This window comes from Mesorhizobium sp. M00.F.Ca.ET.216.01.1.1 (genome assembly GCF_004010325.2).
Lineage (GTDB): Bacteria > Pseudomonadota > Alphaproteobacteria > Rhizobiales > Rhizobiaceae > Mesorhizobium.
The window spans coordinates 76,178-91,812 of the sequence record NZ_SADR02000009.1 but is presented as its reverse complement, the minus strand read 5'-3'; the positions used below and the strand labels follow the sequence as shown (position 1 = coordinate 91,812).

General features: G+C 62.7%; 13 protein-coding genes, 1 tRNA gene and 1 pseudogene. 13 read left to right on the top strand and 2 right to left on the bottom strand.

The window, feature by feature from the left end:
* Positions 1-199 precede the first annotated feature (199 nt).
* On the bottom strand, positions 200-1,558 hold the full coding sequence (aroA, locus tag EN859_RS13965; protein WP_127853519.1) for a 3-phosphoshikimate 1-carboxyvinyltransferase: 1,359 nt from the start codon (positions 1,556-1,558) through the stop codon (positions 200-202).
* Positions 1,559-1,752: 194 nt separating this feature from the next.
* Here aroA and EN859_RS13960 point away from each other — a divergent pair, with 194 nt between their 5' ends.
* The 10 genes and pseudogenes from EN859_RS13960 to EN859_RS13915 all read left to right on the top strand — a co-directional run bounded on the left by EN859_RS13960 (position 1,753) and on the right by EN859_RS13915 (position 11,376).
* Complete coding sequence (locus EN859_RS13960; RefSeq protein WP_127853520.1) at positions 1,753-2,142, top strand: TIGR02300 family protein; 390 nt, start codon at positions 1,753-1,755, stop codon at positions 2,140-2,142.
* Between the two features lie 172 nt (positions 2,143-2,314).
* Positions 2,315-2,390: transfer RNA gene (locus EN859_RS13955), tRNA-Ala, on the top strand.
* A gap of 328 nt (positions 2,391-2,718) precedes the next feature.
* Positions 2,719-2,928: pseudogene (locus tag EN859_RS13950) on the top strand (sugar ABC transporter substrate-binding protein); the annotation flags it as partial.
* Between the two features lie 74 nt (positions 2,929-3,002).
* The gene (locus tag EN859_RS13945) at positions 3,003-3,830 is read left to right on the top strand and encodes a phosphogluconate dehydrogenase C-terminal domain-containing protein (protein ID WP_127853521.1); all 828 of its coding nucleotides are present in this window, start codon (positions 3,003-3,005) and stop codon (positions 3,828-3,830) included.
* 281 nt (positions 3,831-4,111) lie between these two features.
* On the top strand, positions 4,112-5,053 hold the full coding sequence (locus EN859_RS13940; protein WP_127853522.1) for a D-ribose ABC transporter substrate-binding protein: 942 nt from the start codon (positions 4,112-4,114) through the stop codon (positions 5,051-5,053).
* Between the two features lie 100 nt (positions 5,054-5,153).
* Positions 5,154-5,798 (top strand): DUF2291 family protein, encoded by a 645-nt coding sequence (locus EN859_RS13935; RefSeq protein WP_127853523.1) that lies wholly within the window; start codon positions 5,154-5,156, stop codon positions 5,796-5,798.
* The gene (locus EN859_RS13930; RefSeq protein ID WP_127853524.1) at positions 5,795-7,351 is read left to right on the top strand and encodes a sugar ABC transporter ATP-binding protein; all 1,557 of its coding nucleotides are present in this window, start codon (positions 5,795-5,797) and stop codon (positions 7,349-7,351) included. Before EN859_RS13935 ends, EN859_RS13930 begins: the two co-directional genes overlap by 4 nt.
* Complete coding sequence (locus tag EN859_RS13925; protein WP_127853525.1) at positions 7,344-8,408, top strand: ABC transporter permease; 1,065 nt, start codon at positions 7,344-7,346, stop codon at positions 8,406-8,408. Before EN859_RS13930 ends, EN859_RS13925 begins: the two co-directional genes overlap by 8 nt.
* 2 nt (positions 8,409-8,410) lie before the next feature.
* A complete protein-coding gene (locus tag EN859_RS13920; protein WP_127853526.1) occupies positions 8,411-9,445 on the top strand; it encodes a Gfo/Idh/MocA family oxidoreductase in 1,035 nt (344 codons plus the stop codon).
* Positions 9,442-11,376, top strand: a complete 1,935-nt coding sequence (locus EN859_RS13915; protein WP_127853527.1) for a hypothetical protein — start codon at positions 9,442-9,444, stop codon at positions 11,374-11,376. Before EN859_RS13920 ends, EN859_RS13915 begins: the two co-directional genes overlap by 4 nt.
* Before the next feature lie 2 nt (positions 11,377-11,378).
* Here EN859_RS13915 and EN859_RS13910 read toward each other — a convergent pair whose 3' ends face one another.
* Complete coding sequence (locus tag EN859_RS13910) at positions 11,379-12,092, bottom strand: transcriptional regulator NanR (protein WP_127853528.1); 714 nt, start codon at positions 12,090-12,092, stop codon at positions 11,379-11,381.
* A 187-nt stretch (positions 12,093-12,279) separates the two neighbouring features.
* Here EN859_RS13910 and oiaX point away from each other — a divergent pair, with 187 nt between their 5' ends.
* From oiaX to EN859_RS13895, 3 genes are all read left to right on the top strand, one after another.
* Positions 12,280-13,530, top strand: coding sequence for a 3-oxo-isoapionate-4-phosphate decarboxylase OiaX (gene oiaX / locus EN859_RS13905; RefSeq protein WP_127853529.1), 1,251 nt, complete (start codon positions 12,280-12,282; stop codon positions 13,528-13,530).
* A 9-nt stretch (positions 13,531-13,539) separates the two neighbouring features.
* Positions 13,540-14,874 (top strand): four-carbon acid sugar kinase family protein, encoded by a 1,335-nt coding sequence (locus EN859_RS13900; RefSeq protein WP_127853530.1) that lies wholly within the window; start codon positions 13,540-13,542, stop codon positions 14,872-14,874.
* Between the two features lie 173 nt (positions 14,875-15,047).
* Positions 15,048-15,533, top strand: coding sequence for a hypothetical protein (locus EN859_RS13895; protein ID WP_127853531.1), 486 nt, complete (start codon positions 15,048-15,050; stop codon positions 15,531-15,533).
* Positions 15,534-15,635: the final 102 nt, after the last annotated feature.

The following is a 15,635-nucleotide window of genomic DNA, read 5'->3' as shown; positions in this document are numbered from 1 at the left end:
GGACATCTCCCCCACAAGGGGGGAGATTGGCAGCTTCAGCGCTCCGCTGATTCCCGCAATGTTGGAGGTTGGCGAAAGCAGTAATGACGGCCAATCTCCCTCCTAGTGGGGGAGATGCCCGGCAGGGCAGAGGGGGGCGCTGTCCCTCCGACGTTCCAGTTTGGCCCCAATCTCCAAGGTTTGTGATTGCCATCGGCTGTCACTCGATCTCCGCGCCCAGCCCCTTCATCAGCCCCATGAATTCGGGAAAGCTCGTCGCAATCATCGCCTGGTCGTCGATGGTGACAGGCTTTTCCGTTGCCAGTCCCATCACCAGAAAACTCATGGCGATGCGATGGTCGAGATGGGTCTGGACGATTGTGCTCTGTCCATTGGGGTGCTGGCCCAGTCCCTTGCCGCCCGGTTTTCCGCGCACGGCCAGTGTGGCTTCGCCCTCGGTGCAATCAACCCCATTGAGCTTCAGCCCGTTTGCCACCGCCGACAGCCGGTCGGATTCCTTCACGCGCAATTCTTCCAGCCCCTGCATCAGTGTTTCGCCCTCGGCGAAGCTCGCCGCGACCGCAAGCACTGGATACTCGTCGATCATCGTCGGCGCCCGCTCTGGCGGCACGGTGACGCCCGTCAGCTCGGAATAGCGCACGCGCAGATCGGCGACATCCTCGCCGCCTTCACTGCGTGGATTGAGGACGTCGATCCGGCCGCCCATTTCCTGCAGTGTCAAGAGAAGACCGGTGCGAGTCGGGTTCATCAGCACGTTTTGGATTGTAATGTCGGAGCCCGGCACGATTAGCGCCGCCACCAGCGGGAAACCGGCCGAGGAAGGGTCGCCTGGCACCGCGATGGTCTGACCGGTGAGTTTGCCCTGGCCCTCGATGAAGATGTGGCGCACGCCGCGCTCGTCGGTCTCGACCGACAGATTGGCGCCAAATCCCCTGAGCATCTTTTCGGTGTGGTCGCGCGTCATCACCGGTTCGACGACGGTGGTGACGCCCGGCGTGTTCAGCCCCGCGAGCAACACTGCCGATTTTACCTGCGCCGAGGCCATCGGCACGCGGTAGGTGATCGGTGCGGCGTGCTTGGGGCCACGCAGCGTGATCGGCATGCGGTCGCCGGGCGTCGCCTTCAGCACCTGCACGCCCATCTGGCGCAGCGGTTCGAGCACGCGGCCCATCGGCCGGCCGGACAAAGAGGCGTCGCCGATGAAGGTCGTTTCCATGTCATAGGTACCGACCAGGCCCATGGTCAGGCGCGAGCCGGTGCCGGCATTGCCGAAATCAAGCGGGCCTTCCGGCTGCAGCAGCGCGCCGTTGCCGGTGCCGCGGATCACCCATTCGGCCCCGCGCTTTTCCATATGCGCGCCCATCGCCTTCATGGCGGCGCCGGTGCGCATCACATCCTCCCCCTCCAGCAGCCCGGTGATGCGGGTTTCGCCGGAGGCGAGGCCGCCGAACATGAAGGAGCGGTGCGAGATCGACTTGTCGCCCGGCACTCGTGCGGCGCCGGAAAGTGCTGGCGATTTGCGGGCGGTGGCCGGTTTTGGGGCGGCAGTATGCGACATGGTTTTTCCCTGGATGAAAACGCCGTTTGCCGGCATTTTCTTTTGGCTTGGGCGGTCTCGTATCATGACGGACCGAAATGGTCATCCCCTTGCGAGAAGCCGCTCAACGCACCAATTTGTGACGCTGGCATTAGGCTTTGACAGCGCCGTAAACTGTGGTTATGGGGACCAAAGTTTTATCGACGAGGCTTGCTGTGGCAAAACCCGAACTTGGCACCAAACGCATCGACCCCGAGACGGGTCGAAAATTCTATGACCTGAACAAGGACCCGATCGTCTCGCCTTACACCGGCAAGAGCTATCCACGCTCCTATTTCGAGGAAGGCAAGATCGCTGCCCTCGAGGAGGAAGAGGAAGTCGCCGAGAAGGAAACAGACGCCGAGGAGGAAGAAGGCGCCGAGGTCGTCTCGCTCGAAGAGGCTGACGAGGAGGCCAAAGGCGACGATCTTCCCGATCTTGGCGATGACGAGGACGACGTGGAACTCGGCGACGACGAGGACGACACTTTCCTCGCTGACGAAGAGGAAGAAGACGACGATGTCGCCGACATGATCGGCGTTGGCGATGACGACGACGAAGTCTGATCCGGCTTCGGGCGCAAGCGCTTGCCGGCTTTCGCCGCCTGTGACGAAAAAGCGGCCTTTGAAGGCTTGATATTGACGAATGGCGGGGTTAGAAGCCGCCTGCACTAACGGCGCGGTCTCAACCCGCGCCGGATCTCTTCGCCGGCAACGGCGCCGGCTGACTGCCGGGAGTGGGGCCATAGCTCAGTTGGGAGAGCGCTTGAATGGCATTCAAGAGGTCGTCGGTTCGATTCCGATTGGCTCCACCAAACAGTCTCTTTCCCACCCCATAGTTTCAAGGCTTGGCAGATTGCTCAGGTTCCTCCGGACCTTGGCCGGCCGTTCCGCAAACGCGTGGCCTGGAGATGCAGGATCCGCTGGATTTTTGGCGCTTTTGCGGATCCGTCTCGCAAAGCCCGCCGCTCGTTTCAGATGTTTCTCGCGTCGCGCTACTCACGCAAGGCATCTTCGAGTGGAATCTCGCGCTTGCCTATTTGGTATGCTGGTATAATATGTACCTGACATAGCGTGTTCCTCTGGGTTTGCGCGGTGCTCGGGTGGCAAGCCAAGCCGATCGTGTCTTTTGGGAGGAATATCATGAGATTTGTAACTGTGGCGGCGCTTGCCAGCGCCGCGCTGGCAAGCGTGCTGCCGGCGATGGCGTCTCCGGACGCGCCGGTGATCGCGCTCGCCAACGCCTATTACGGCAACACCTGGCGACACCAGATGGTAGAGGCGTTCGAGGCTTCGGCCAAGGAAGCGAAGGCTGCCGGGCAGATCGCCGACTACATCGTCATGAACGGCGAGGTTCCCCCATCTACCAAATTGCCAAATCATGACGATCGGCAGAGCCGTCGTTGGAAATCAGGAGTAACGAATAAATGACAACGATTGCTTTGTTCGGTGCCGGCGGGAAAATGGGTTACCGCCTGTCGACCAACTTTCGCGGCTCCCCCTACACGATACGCCATGTCGAGGTCAGCGAGGCCGGCCGCGAGCGCCTGAAGTTGGGGCTGGGCATAGAGGCGGTCGGCGCCGATGAGGCGCTCAGCGACGCCGAGGTGGTGATCTTGGCGGTTCCCGACACCCATATCGGCAAGGTCGCGGCGAGCATCGAGAGCAAGCTTGTAGCCGGCACGATGGTGGTCGTGCTCGACGCGGCAGCGCCGTTCGCCGGCCACCTGCCGAAGCGGCCCGACCTGACCTACTTCGTCACCCATCCCTGTCATCCGCCGATCTTCAACGACGAAACCGACATGGCGGCAAAGAAGGATTATTTCGGCGGCGTCAAAGCCAGGCAGCATATCGTCAGCGCATTGATGCAGGGACCGGAGCAGGACTTCGCCAAGGGCGAGGCGATCGCCAAGCTCATTTGGGCTCCGGTGATGCGCTCGCATCGCGTCACCGTCGATCAGATGGCGCTGCTCGAGCCGGGCCTTTCGGAAACAGTATGCGCCTCGCTGCTCGTCGTCATGAAGGAAGCCGTCGATGAGGTCGTCGCGCGCGGCGTCGACAAGCAGGCAGCGCTCGACTTCCTGCTTGGCCATATGAACGTGCTCGGCGCCGTCATCTTCGGCGAAACCAAGGGCGTGTTCTCCGACGCCTGCAACAAGGCGATAGAGTTCGGCAAGCCGGTGCTGATGCGCGATGACTGGAAGCGGGTCTTCGAGCCGGAAGAGATTGCCGCGAGCATTCAGCGTATCACCTGAACGCTGCTCATCAGATACAGATCATCTGAATTCGTGGTTGACTCATTATACCAGTTGGCCTAGCTATTTATGGGCTCGGGCCACCCAGGCTTCGAGCGGAAATTCGGCCTGGACGAGCGGGAGGACGGGCTGGGGCCGGGGTTCGGCGATCCGCATAGGGGTAAGCCGGCAACAAATGGTTCTTGAAACTGGCGGTCGCGGTCGGCGCGCCGCCTGAGGAATTGAAGTGCAGACAGTGCCTGAGTTGATCAAGGCGCATTTTTTCAAAATGGGAGGAATTCATGAAACTCACACGCAGAATGACACTTGCGGCTTTCGCCGGCATGCTGGCACTTGGCACGGCCGCACCCGCCTATGCAGCCGATCTCATCGCCATCATCACGCCCTCGCACGACAATCCGTTCTTCAAGGCGGAAGCCGTCGGCGCCGAAGCCAAGGCCAAGGAACTTGGTTATGAAGCGCTGGTGCTCGTCCATGACGACGACGCCAACAAGCAGTCCGAACTGATCGACACGGCGATCGGCCGCGGCGCCAAGGCGATCATCCTCGACAATGCCGGCGCCGACGCCACCGTCGCCGCCGTGCAGAAGGCCAAGGACGCCGGCGTTCCTTCGTTCCTGATCGATCGCGAGATCAACGCCACCGGCGTCGCCGTCGCGCAGATCGTCTCCAACAATTACCAGGGCGCCCAGCTCGGCGCGCAGGAATTCGTCAAGCTGATGGGCGAGAAGGGCAACTTCGTTGAGCTGGTCGGCAAGGAATCCGACACCAATGCCGGCATCCGTTCCAAGGGCTACCACGACGTCATCGACGACTATCCGGACCTGAAGATGGTCGCACAGCAATCGGCCAACTGGAGCCAGACCGAAGCCTATTCCAAGATGGAATCGATCCTCCAGGCCAATCCGGACATCAAGGGCGTCATCTCTGGCAACGACACGATGGCGATGGGCGCCTATGCGGCGCTTGCGGCGGCAAACCGCAAGGACGTCATCGTCGTCGGTTTCGACGGATCGAACGACGTCCGCGACTCGATCACCTCGGGCGGCATCAAGGCGACGGTGCTGCAGCCGGCCTTTGCGCAGGCGCAGATGGCGGTCGAGCAGGCCAACGACTTCATCAAGAACAAGACGTCGCCCGCCAAGGAAAAGCAGTTGATGGACTGCGTCCTGGTCAATGGTGACAATGCTCCCAAGCTGGAGACTTTTGCGCTGACGAACTGAGCCGGCGTAACGTGAACAGCGAGGGGCGAACCCCGGGTTCGTCCCTCGCCTCCATTTTATCCTACCGGATGCTCCTGAACGCCATGCTGAACAGGCCGACATGTTTGACAAGCTGACTTGGCCGATTCTTGCCGTGACAGTCGCCATTGCCGTGACCGGCTGCAAAATCCTGCCGACGGCGTCCGGGGAAACCGGCGGCAGCGCTGCAGCCTTCAATCCCGACAAGAAGGTCGAGGAGATATGGGCTGCCAAGGTCGTGCCCTACCTCCAGCAGAAGGCCGGGCCGTTTCCCGAGGTTCATGCCCAAGCGAAAACCGATCCAGCGGCTGCCGGCGCCAAATATGGCAACCCGAATAAGCAGGCGAACTCGCCTTGGACCTTCGCGGTTCGCCTGGAAGGCAAGGTCGTTGCCGAAAACACGCAATCGCGCGCGGCGACGATGGATGTCGATGTCGACGGCGACGGCAAGGCAGATGCGCGGGTGCAGATCGGACCGGCGGTGCGGGGAACCGCCCTGCGCGACAGCCTCGATTTCGTCCAGTTCAACGATTTCACCAACCAGATCGACTTCGCCCAGTTCGGCAAGGCATTCAACGCCTATGCCGACAAGTCCGTGCTCTCGAAGCTGCCGCGCGAAGCGCTGGCTGGCCGAAGCGTCAAGGTTCTAGGCGCCTATACACTGGCAAGCGGCCAGGACCTGCCGCTGGTGACGCCGGCGGAGGTCGAGATCGGGCTGAAGCCATGAATGCTGCAACCGATCATGACGTCATTCTGAAGCTGGAGGATGTCTCCAAGGTCTATTCGGGCACCGTCGCGGTCAAGCGCGCGAATTTCGAGGTGCGCAAGGGCGCGGTCAACGTGCTGGTCGGCGAAAACGGCGCCGGCAAATCGACGCTGATGAAGATCATAGCCGGCGTCGAACAGCCGACGCTCGGCCGGATTCTCCTGGAAGGCGAGGAGGTTTCCTTCTCGTCATCTGGGGACGCAGTGAACCGCGGCATTGGCATGGTGTTCCAGGAGCTGAACCTGTTCGGCAATCTCACGGTCGCCGAAAACATCTTTGCCACCCGCGAGATCACCAACCGGTTCCGCAAGATCGACCGCAAGGAGCAGGAGCGCCGCGCGTCCGAATTTCTCGAACGCCTGGAAGCCGGCATCCGGCCGGACATGCTGGTCGAGGATCTGCGCATCGGCCAGCAGCAGCTGGTCGAGATCGCCAAGGCGGTCTCGCTCGATGCCCGCGTCCTGATCATGGACGAACCGACCTCGGCGCTGAGTGCGGCGGAAGTCGAGATCCTGTTCAAGGTGATTGCCGACCTCAAGGCGCGTGGCGTGGCGATCGTCTACATCTCGCATCGGCTCGAGGAGCTGATCCGCATCGGCGACTACATCACCGTGCTGCGCGACGGGCGCATCACGGGCCAGGAAGAAATGAAAAACGTCGACACGCAATGGATCGTGCGGCAGATGATCGGCTCGGACGCCAAGGACTTCGCCAAGGCCGACGGCCATCTCCCAGGTGAGGAGATATTCCGGGCCGAGGACATCTGTCTGCCGCGCGTGACCGGCGGACTTGCGGTCGACCACGTCTCGCTGTCGCTGCGCGCCGGCGAGATCTTGGGCATCTACGGTCTGATGGGGGCCGGACGCAGCGAGCTGTTCGACTGCATCATGGGCCGTCACGGCCATTCGACCGGAACGATATTCATCGCCGGCAAGCAGGTGCGGGAGCGCGACACGGCGCGGCGCATCCGGCGTGGGCTGGCGCTGATCCCCGAAGATCGCCAGCGCGAAGGGCTGGTGTCGATCCTCTCCGTCGCCAGCAACCTGACGCTGGCCAGCCTGTCGCGGTTCGTCCGTCTGTTCCACATCCGCGGAACCGATGAGAAGCAGGCGGTAACACGCATGGTGCGGGAACTGGCGATCAAAGTCGCCGACCCGGCACAAGAGGTCTCCTCGCTTTCGGGCGGCAACCAGCAGAAGGTGGTGATCAGCAAGGCGCTGCTTACCGGGCCGAAGGTGCTGCTGATGGATGAGCCGAGCCGCGGCATCGATGTCGGCGCCAAGGCCGACGTCTTCCGCACCATGCGCAAGCTTTCCCGCGACGGATTGGGCATTCTGTTCGCCACCTCCGATCTCGACGAGGTGATGGCGCTGTCGGACCGGATCGCGGTGATGAGCAATGGAAGATTGACCGGCATGTTCGACCGCGCCGAGGCGACGGAGGCTGCCATCGTCGCCGCCTCCGCGCTCGGCCACGGACCGGTCCCGCAGATGGAGAGCAACGCCCATGACTGATATCCCGGCCAAGGCGGCCGTTGCGTCCGCCTCGAGCGGCTCCTTGCTGCTGACGCTGATGAAGCTCAGGACGTTCATCGCGCTGATCGCCGTGCTGGTCTTCTTCTCGATCGCCGCGCCGAATTTCCTGTCGGCCGCCAACCTGATCCTGATGTCGAAGCATGTGGCGCTGAACGCATTCCTTGCCATGGGCATGACCTTCGTCATCATCACCGGCGGCATCGACTTGTCGGTCGGCTCGATCGTCGGCCTCTGCGGCATGGTGGCCGGCTACCTCGTGCTCAACGGCATCGACCTGCAGATCGGCTACACGATCTATTTCAACGTCCTCGAGATCGCGCTGATCACGCTCGCGGTCGGCATACTGATCGGCGCCGTCAACGGCTTGCTGATCACCAGGCTGAACGTCGCGCCGTTCATCGCCACGCTCGGCGTGCTCTATGTCTCGCGCGGCCTGGCGCTGCTGTCGTCCGATGGCCGCACCTTCCCCAACCTCGTCGGCAAGCCGGAACTCGGCACTACGGGATTCGGCTTCCTTGGCGCCGGCCGGCTGCTCGGGCTGCCGGTCTCGATCTGGATCCTGGTCGTCGTTGCGCTGGGTGCCGCCTATCTCGCCAAGTACACTCCGCTTGGCCGTCATATCTTCGCGGTTGGCGGCAACGAACGGGCGGCGCGCATTTCCGGCGTCCGCGTCAATTTGGTGAAGATGTTCGTCTACATGTTCTCCGGTTTCTGCGCGGCGATCGTCGGCCTGATCATCTCGTCCGAGCTGATGGCCTCGCACCCGGCGACCGGCGAAAGCTTCGAGCTCAACGCCATCGCGGCGGCGGTGCTTGGCGGCACCTCGATGTCGGGCGGCCGCGGCACGATCGGCGGCACCATCGTCGGCGCCTTCGTCATAGGCATCCTCTCCGACGGGCTGGTGATGATGGGCGTCAGTTCGTTCTGGCAGATGGTGATCAAGGGCCTCGTCATCATCGTCGCGGTCGTCGTCGACCAGGCGCAGCGCCGGCTGCAAAGCCGTGTGACGCTGATGCAGATGGCGAAGGCTGGCTGATCATGACGGAACTGCATGGAGCGCTGATCGGCTGCGGCTTCTTTGCCGTCAACCAGATGCATGCCTGGCATGATATAGCCGGCGCCTCGATCGTCGCCATCTGCGACCGTGACCCGGAACGGTTAGCGATTGTCGGTGACCAGTTCGGCATCACGCGGCGCTATGCTGACGCGGCCGCATTGTTTGCCGGCGAAGATCTGGATTTCGTCGATATCGCCACCACCGCCCCCAGCCATCGCCCGCTTGTCGAAATGGCGGCACAGCACCGTGTTCCGGCGATCTGCCAAAAACCGCTCGCGCCGTCGCTTGCCGACGCCAAGGCCATGGTGAAGGCCTGCGCCGATGCCGGCGTGCCGTTGATGGTGCACGAGAATTTTCGCTGGCAGTCGCCGATCCAGGCGGTGCGCGCCGTGCTCGATAGCGGCGACATCGGCACGCCCTTCTTCGGACGCATCTCCTTCCGCTCCGGCTATGACGTATTTTCAGGCCAACCCTACCTGGCGACGGGAAAGCGCTTCATCATCGAGGACCTCGGCATCCACATCCTCGACATCGCCCGCTTTCTGCTGGGCGACGTGTCGACGATCACTGCGCGAACGGCCCGTATCAATCCTGACATAGCCGGCGAGGATGTCGCAACGATGCTGATGGATCACAAGGGCGGCGCGACATCTGTGGTCGACTGCAGCTACGCGACCAGGCTTGCCACCGAGCCGTTTCCCGAGACGCTGATCGAACTCGACGGCAGCGACGGCACGATCCGGCTCGGGCACGGTTACCGGCTGACCGTCACCGGCAGGAACGGAACGGTGGTTAGCGACGTCTCACCGCCGCTGCTCTCCTGGGCATCGCGGCCATGGCACAACATCCAGGAAAGTGTCGTCACCATTCAACGGCACTGGGTCGATTGCCTTGCGAACGGCACCGAGCCCGCCACCTCGGGCGTGGACAATCTCAAGACATTTGCGCTGGTCGAGGCGGCTTACGACAGCGCGGCGAGCCGTGAAACCGTACAACTCGACGCCTTGCTGAAATGACAGCCGACGCCTTCCTGCTCTACGGCACGCACGCGGTTGGAACCGAACCGGTCAGGCTTCGCGCCGGCGCGATCACCGCGGACTTCGTCAACGGCAACCTGCGCACCATCCGCCATGGTGGCATCGAAGTGCTGCGCGCCATCGCCTATATCGTCAGGGATCGTGACTGGGGTACTTATGAGCCTGAACTGACGGACCTTGTCATCGACCAGGACGCCGGCGTCTTCACTGTCAGCTATTCGGCAATGTGCGTCGGACCGGGCGGAAGCCGGCTCGGTTTTCGCGCCACGATCAAGGGCTCCGCCAACGGCCGTTTGGCCTTCGACGTGAGCGCACTTCCCGAAAGCGATTTCGAGACCAATCGCTGCGGTTTCTGCATCCTGCATCCGATCGCCGGCCTGGCCGGCAGCCCGGTCACTGTCGAGCACACCGACGGCAGCGTGGTGGCGACAAAGCTTCCGCTGCTGATCGACCCCTGGCAGCCCCTGAAGAATTTGCGGGCGATCACCCATGCGGTTCGGGCCGGCGTCTCCGCCGAGTGCCGGATGGAAGGCGATGTGTTCGAGATGGAGGACCAGCGCAACTGGTCGGATGCGTCTTACAAGACCTATGTCCGGCCGCTTGAGCTGCCATGGCCCTATGTGCTGCCCGCCAGCCAGCCCGTCCGCCAGACGGTCAGCCTGCGCATCACCGGCGACGGCAAGATGCCGGCTGCCGCAGCAGGCGACGAACCGGTCCGTGTCGAGCTCGGCCAAGCCGGACCGGCGCTGCCGGACATCGGCGTCATCATCTACCCGGATGATGTCGATGCAGCACTTGCAAGCCTGCCGATGTTGTCCGCTCTCGGCCCGCAGCAACTGATGTTCCATTACGATCCGACGCGTGGCCATGGCCTCGACGCCTTGCAGTCCTACGCCAGGCTCGCCGCAGCCTATCCGGCCGAGAAAACCCTCGAATGCGTAGTCTCCTGCGCGGGCGATCTCGACACTGAGCTTTCGGGTGTCGCCGACATGGTGCGCAAGGCCGGGCTGAGGCTCTCGGCAATTGCCGTCTCGCCTTCGGTTGACCGGCAGTCGACGCCGCCTGGCAGCGCGTGGCCGCAATGCCCGCCGATCGAGGACGTCTATGCCGCGGCGTGGCGTGCCTTTCCCGACATCCGCCTCGGCGGCGGCATGTTCAGCTATTTCACCGAACTCAACCGCAAGCGTGTGCCGGCAGGTTTGCTCGATTTCGTCACCCACTGCACCTGTCCGATCGTCCATGCCGCCGACGATCTCAGCGTCATGCAGTCGCTGGAGGCGCTGCCTTTTATCACCGCGTCTGCGCGGGCGATCTTCGCGGCAAAGCCCTACCGGATCGGCCCGTCGACCATCGCCATGCGCCAGAACCCCTATGGCGGCGCGACCAAGGCCAATCCGCACGGTCAGCGCATCGCCATGACCGACCGGGATCCTCGCCACACAGGCCTGTTTGCTGCGGCATGGACGATCGGCTATGCCGCCCGAGTCGCACCGGCGGGGCTGGAGATGCTCACGCCCTGTGGCTTCACCGGACCGTTCGGCGTGCTGGCCTCGTCGGGTGAACCGGCTGAAGAAGATGCACCTCGGCCGATTTTCCACGCCGTGAAAGGCCTTTGCGAACTGGCTGGCCACACGCATGTGGCGGCAACGTCTACTGACGAAGGACGGGTGGCAGCATTGGCCGGCCGCTCCCCGGCGGGCAGGACTGTCGTGTGGCTGGCGAACCTGACACCGGACGACGTTGCGGTCGATATTTCCGGGCTTGGCGCCGGTAGCGATTCCCCGGAAACCTGGGAAGGGGAGATTTGGGATGGAAGGATCGCAAGCGACATGCCCCCAGAGGGGTTGCTCGGCCGCACGGTTCTCTCAATGATGCCTTACGCTATCGCCCGGATTCGGCTGAACGGGTAAAATCAGTTGCCGGAATTCATCACATAGAGCGCACGCGAGCGTTCGAGGTGCTTGATCATCGCCTTCTCGGCGCCGTCAGCATCCCTCTTCTCGATGCAGCCGATGATCTCATCGTGTTCGGTCAGCGTGACATTTTCTCTGCCGGTCCAGATCAGCATTTCGGTGTGATATTCCTTCAGCCAGCCCAGCATCGCCTCGCTGACGGCAACATAGATCGGATTTCCCGATATTGCCGCGATCTGAGTATGGAACTTCATGTCGGCGGACATGAAGGCTTCGGAGTCGCCGCGAAAGCTCCGCTGTTCGCCAACGGTAGCCCGCAGCCGCTGCACGTCCTCGGCGGTGGCCTTTTCGGCGGCTTCCCTGACCACGCCGCGCTCGAAGAAGATGCGAGCGTTCTTGAGGTGCTCCAGCGTGTCCTTCGATGACGACAGGATGATCTTTGCCGCGCCGTCGACCTGCTTGATGATCGACTTGGCGGTCAATTGCAGCACCTTGGCTCGCTCGCCATGCGAAATCGCGACGAGGCCCATATTGCTCAATGCCTGCATCGCCTCGCGGATCGCTGGCCTGCCGACCTCGAAGCGCTCCATCAGTTCGCGCTCCGACGGCATATCGTCGCCCGGCTGCAGTTCGCCACTGGTGATCAAGCGCTTCAGTCTCAAAAAGACTTCGTCGGAAAGTTTGCGCCGGACGATCGGCTCCGAACGGTTCATCGTCGCGAATCACTCCCCTTGACCGGTCCCTGTCTAGCATTGTCGCTGCGACTCCCGGAATGCCCGGCCGCTTGTCGGCCACACCTCCCGAGCAGGATATCACTTGCAATACTTAGATACTCATTATACCAGATTTTGAGGGTCGGGGAATTTTTTTCGAGCCTCCTTCGGCCTGAGATAGCGGACCATGATCACCCTAACCTATCGCATCGAGACGTCCGGAAGCATCGAAGCGTTGGCCGCCAAGATTGCAAGCGATCAGTCGACGGGAACCTTCGTTGCACTACCCGGCGAGACCGAGGAGCTCAAGGCCCGGGTGGCGGCGCGTGTTTTGGCGATACGACGCCTGCCGGATGCCATTCAGCCGTCCATTCCCGAGGCGAGCGACGGGCCTTTCAAGCGCGCGGATGTCGACATCGCGTTTCCGCTGGATGCCATCGGCACCGACCTCTCGGCGCTGATGACCATAGCCATCGGCGGCACCTATTCGATCAGGGGCCTGTCCGGCATTCGCGTCATCGACATGAAACTGCCGGAAGAGTACCGCGGCGCGCATCCTGGTCCGCAGTTCGGCGTCGCCGGTAGTCGCAGACTGACCGGCGTCGAGGACCGTCCGATCATCGGAACGATCGTCAAGCCGGCGCTCGGGCTGCGGCCGCACGGGACGGCCGAGATGGTTGGCGAACTGATTGCCGCCGGTGTCGATTTCATCAAGGATGACGAGAAGCTGATGAGCCCGGCCTATTCGCCCTTGCCGGAACGGGTGAAGGCGATCATGCCGCTCGTCCTCGACCACGAGCAGAAGACCGGTAAGAAGGTGATGTATGCCTTCGGCATCTCGCATGCCGACCCGGACGAGATGCTGCGCAACCACGATCTGGTGGCGAAGGCCGGCGGCAATTGCGCGGTGGTCAACATCAATTCCGTCGGCTTCGGCGGCATGGCTTTCCTGAGAAAGCGCTCCAGCCTGATGATCCATGCCCATCGCAACGGCTGGGACATCCTCACCCGCCATCCCGGCCTCGGCATGGACTTCAAGGTCTGGCAGCAGTTCTGGCGGCTGCTCGGCGTCGATCAGTTCCAGATCAACGGCATCGCCTCGAAATACTGGGAGCCGGACTGGTCCTTCGTCGAGTCCTTCAGGGCGGTGACGACGCCGATCTTCTCTTCGGACGACTGCGCACTGCCGGTCGTGTGCTCCGGTCAGTGGGGTGGACAGGCGCCCGAAACCTACGAACGAACCGGCCGGACGGTCGATCTCCTCTATCTCTGCGGCGGCGGCATCGTCAGCCACCCGGATGGGCCGGGTGCCGGCGTCCGCGCCGTGCAGCAAGCCTGGCAGGCAGCGGTTGATGATATTCCGCTCTCGGACTTCGCCTTGCGCCATGCCGAACTGGCAAGGTCGATCGAAAAGTTCGGCGACGGCAAAGCGGCCTGAAGCGACGCCATGCAAAACCTGCTTCTCAGCTACTATGGCGACGACCTCACCGGCTCGACCGATGTCATGGAGGCGCTTGAGCTCGGCGGCGTGCCGACCGTGCTGTTCATGCGCCAGCCGGACGAAGCCCTGCTTTCGCAGTTCACGCATTGCCAGGCCATCGGATTGGCGGGCACCAGCCGCAGCGAGACACCGCAGTGGATGGACACGCATCTGCGGGACGCCTTCGCCTGGCTGAAGAGCCGCAACGCCGAGATCTGCCATTACAAGGTCTGCTCGACCTTCGATTCCAGCCCGGCGATCGGCAATATCGGCCGGGCAATCGAGATCGGCCGCTCGGTTTTCCGGCAGTGTAGTGTGCCGCTGGTGGTCGGCGCGCCGCAGCTCAAGCGTTTCACCGCCTTTGGCCACCTGTTCGCGGCCTATCGTGAAAAATACTTCCGCATCGACCGCCATCCGGTGATGAGCCGCCACCCGACCACGCCGATGGACGAATCCGACCTGCTGATCCATCTGTCGCGGCAGACGAACCTCACCTCAGGGCTGATCGACCTGGCGACGCTGCAATCGGCGTCCCGGTCGGAAGCGTTCGATCGCCTTGTGGAAAATGGCAACGAAATCGTGCTGTTCGATGTCGACAGCCGTGAAACGCAGAGACTTGCCGGCAAGGAGATATGGCGGGCTCGCAAGCCGGGCGGTTACTTCGTCGTCGGCTCGTCGGGCATCGAATATGCGCTGCTGGGCGAGTGGGCGTCGAACCGGGCCATCCGTGCCGAGCCCGGCTTTTTGCCACCGGGTGTGGCCGACCGAATCGCGGTGGTCTCGGGGAGTTGTTCACCGACGACGGAACGTCAGATCCGGCATGCGCTGGCGGATGGTTTCGACGGCATTGAGCTCGACCCGGTCGAACTGGTCTCGGAGGCTTCCTGCGCGGCGATCGCGCGCGCGGTTTCAGCTGGCCGCGCCAGCCTGCAAGCCGGTCGCAGCGTCGTCCTCTACACCGCCCTTGGCCCCGCGGCCGACAGGGGCGCCGAGATCGACCGCCAGGAAGGCGCCCGCCACAAGCTTGGCCGCGGCCTCGGCGAGCTTCTTCGTGAGCTGACGATCGAGCAGCAATTGCGGCGCGTGGTCATTGCCGGCGGCGACACGTCGAGCCACGCACTCGGCCAGATGGGCGTCGATGCCCTGACGGTGCGCATGCCGCTGCCGGCCTCGCCAGGCTCCCCGCTTTGCGTTGCCCATTCGCGCGACAAGGCCATCAACGGGCTGGAAATTGCCCTCAAGGGCGGCCAGGTCGGAACCGATCGCTATTTTTGCGCCATCCGCGATGGCGTCGGCGGCTGATGGTGCAGCCTTTCGCGCGAGGCACAGGCTCCTTTGAAAATCTCGACAGGTAGCGCTGTCACGACTAGGGGCAATTCCCGATCCTGCCATCCACAGCCTCTAAAGCTTACGAGCAATTTACAAACCGTGGGCTACAAACGTCCTTGTTTTGATTCGCCTGGACAAGGAACGGTATGAGCAAGGCCCTGACTTCATTCGCATTGGTCGCCGTGCTGACGGCTTTGCTGATGGCGTTGAGCCTGGCCGTCGCCCGCCATGGCTATCCATACGGCGTGATCGGTGTGAAACGCCTGGAGGGCATCGCCGATGCCGGGTCGTTTCTGCCGCTGGCCGCTGTCTATTTCTTCAGCGCGCTGCTGATGATGATCCTGCCTATCAGGGCCGCCGGCATCGTTCTCATAAATGCCGCCGACGCGATCTTCTGGGCGACGATTGTGCTGTTTGCGGCCATTGTCGGAGGTCTCCTCGCCAGGTGGGCTTTCGGGCAGGGCGGCGCCCTGTGGGCATTGCTCAACTGGCGCTTCCTGTTCGTCGCCGCTATCGTCGGATGCCATCTGACCATGAACGAGCTTCGGCGGAACATCCTGCTGAGAAGTTTGTTCTTCGTCATCTTTGCCGCAGTGACGCTTGCCTGTCTGTTCTGGTCCTTCACTGCCTGACAAAGAAACCGATTTCACGTTCAGCCCCGGAGGGCAACGCGTCGGCTTCCAGCGCTGCTTGTGATCGGCTATCCAGATATTCAGAAGGCGGCCCTCACGGTG

Coding starts and splice junctions, on each gene's coding strand:
- EN859_RS13920 (WP_127853526.1), top strand. CDS start 8,411: ATGACGGAACTGCATGGAGCGCTGATCGGCTGCGGCTTCTTTGCCGTC.
- EN859_RS13895 (WP_127853531.1), top strand. CDS start 15,048: ATGAGCAAGGCCCTGACTTCATTCGCATTGGTCGCCGTGCTGACGGCT.
- EN859_RS13935 (WP_127853523.1), top strand. CDS start 5,154: ATGTTTGACAAGCTGACTTGGCCGATTCTTGCCGTGACAGTCGCCATT.
- EN859_RS13945 (WP_127853521.1), top strand. CDS start 3,003: ATGACAACGATTGCTTTGTTCGGTGCCGGCGGGAAAATGGGTTACCGC.
- oiaX (WP_127853529.1), top strand. CDS start 12,280: ATGATCACCCTAACCTATCGCATCGAGACGTCCGGAAGCATCGAAGCG.
- EN859_RS13910 (WP_127853528.1), bottom strand. CDS start 12,092: ATGAACCGTTCGGAGCCGATCGTCCGGCGCAAACTTTCCGACGAAGTC.
- EN859_RS13940 (WP_127853522.1), top strand. CDS start 4,112: ATGAAACTCACACGCAGAATGACACTTGCGGCTTTCGCCGGCATGCTG.
- EN859_RS13915 (WP_127853527.1), top strand. CDS start 9,442: ATGACAGCCGACGCCTTCCTGCTCTACGGCACGCACGCGGTTGGAACC.
- EN859_RS13900 (WP_127853530.1), top strand. CDS start 13,540: ATGCAAAACCTGCTTCTCAGCTACTATGGCGACGACCTCACCGGCTCG.
- aroA (WP_127853519.1), bottom strand. CDS start 1,558: ATGTCGCATACTGCCGCCCCAAAACCGGCCACCGCCCGCAAATCGCCA.
- EN859_RS13925 (WP_127853525.1), top strand. CDS start 7,344: ATGACTGATATCCCGGCCAAGGCGGCCGTTGCGTCCGCCTCGAGCGGC.
- EN859_RS13930 (WP_127853524.1), top strand. CDS start 5,795: ATGAATGCTGCAACCGATCATGACGTCATTCTGAAGCTGGAGGATGTC.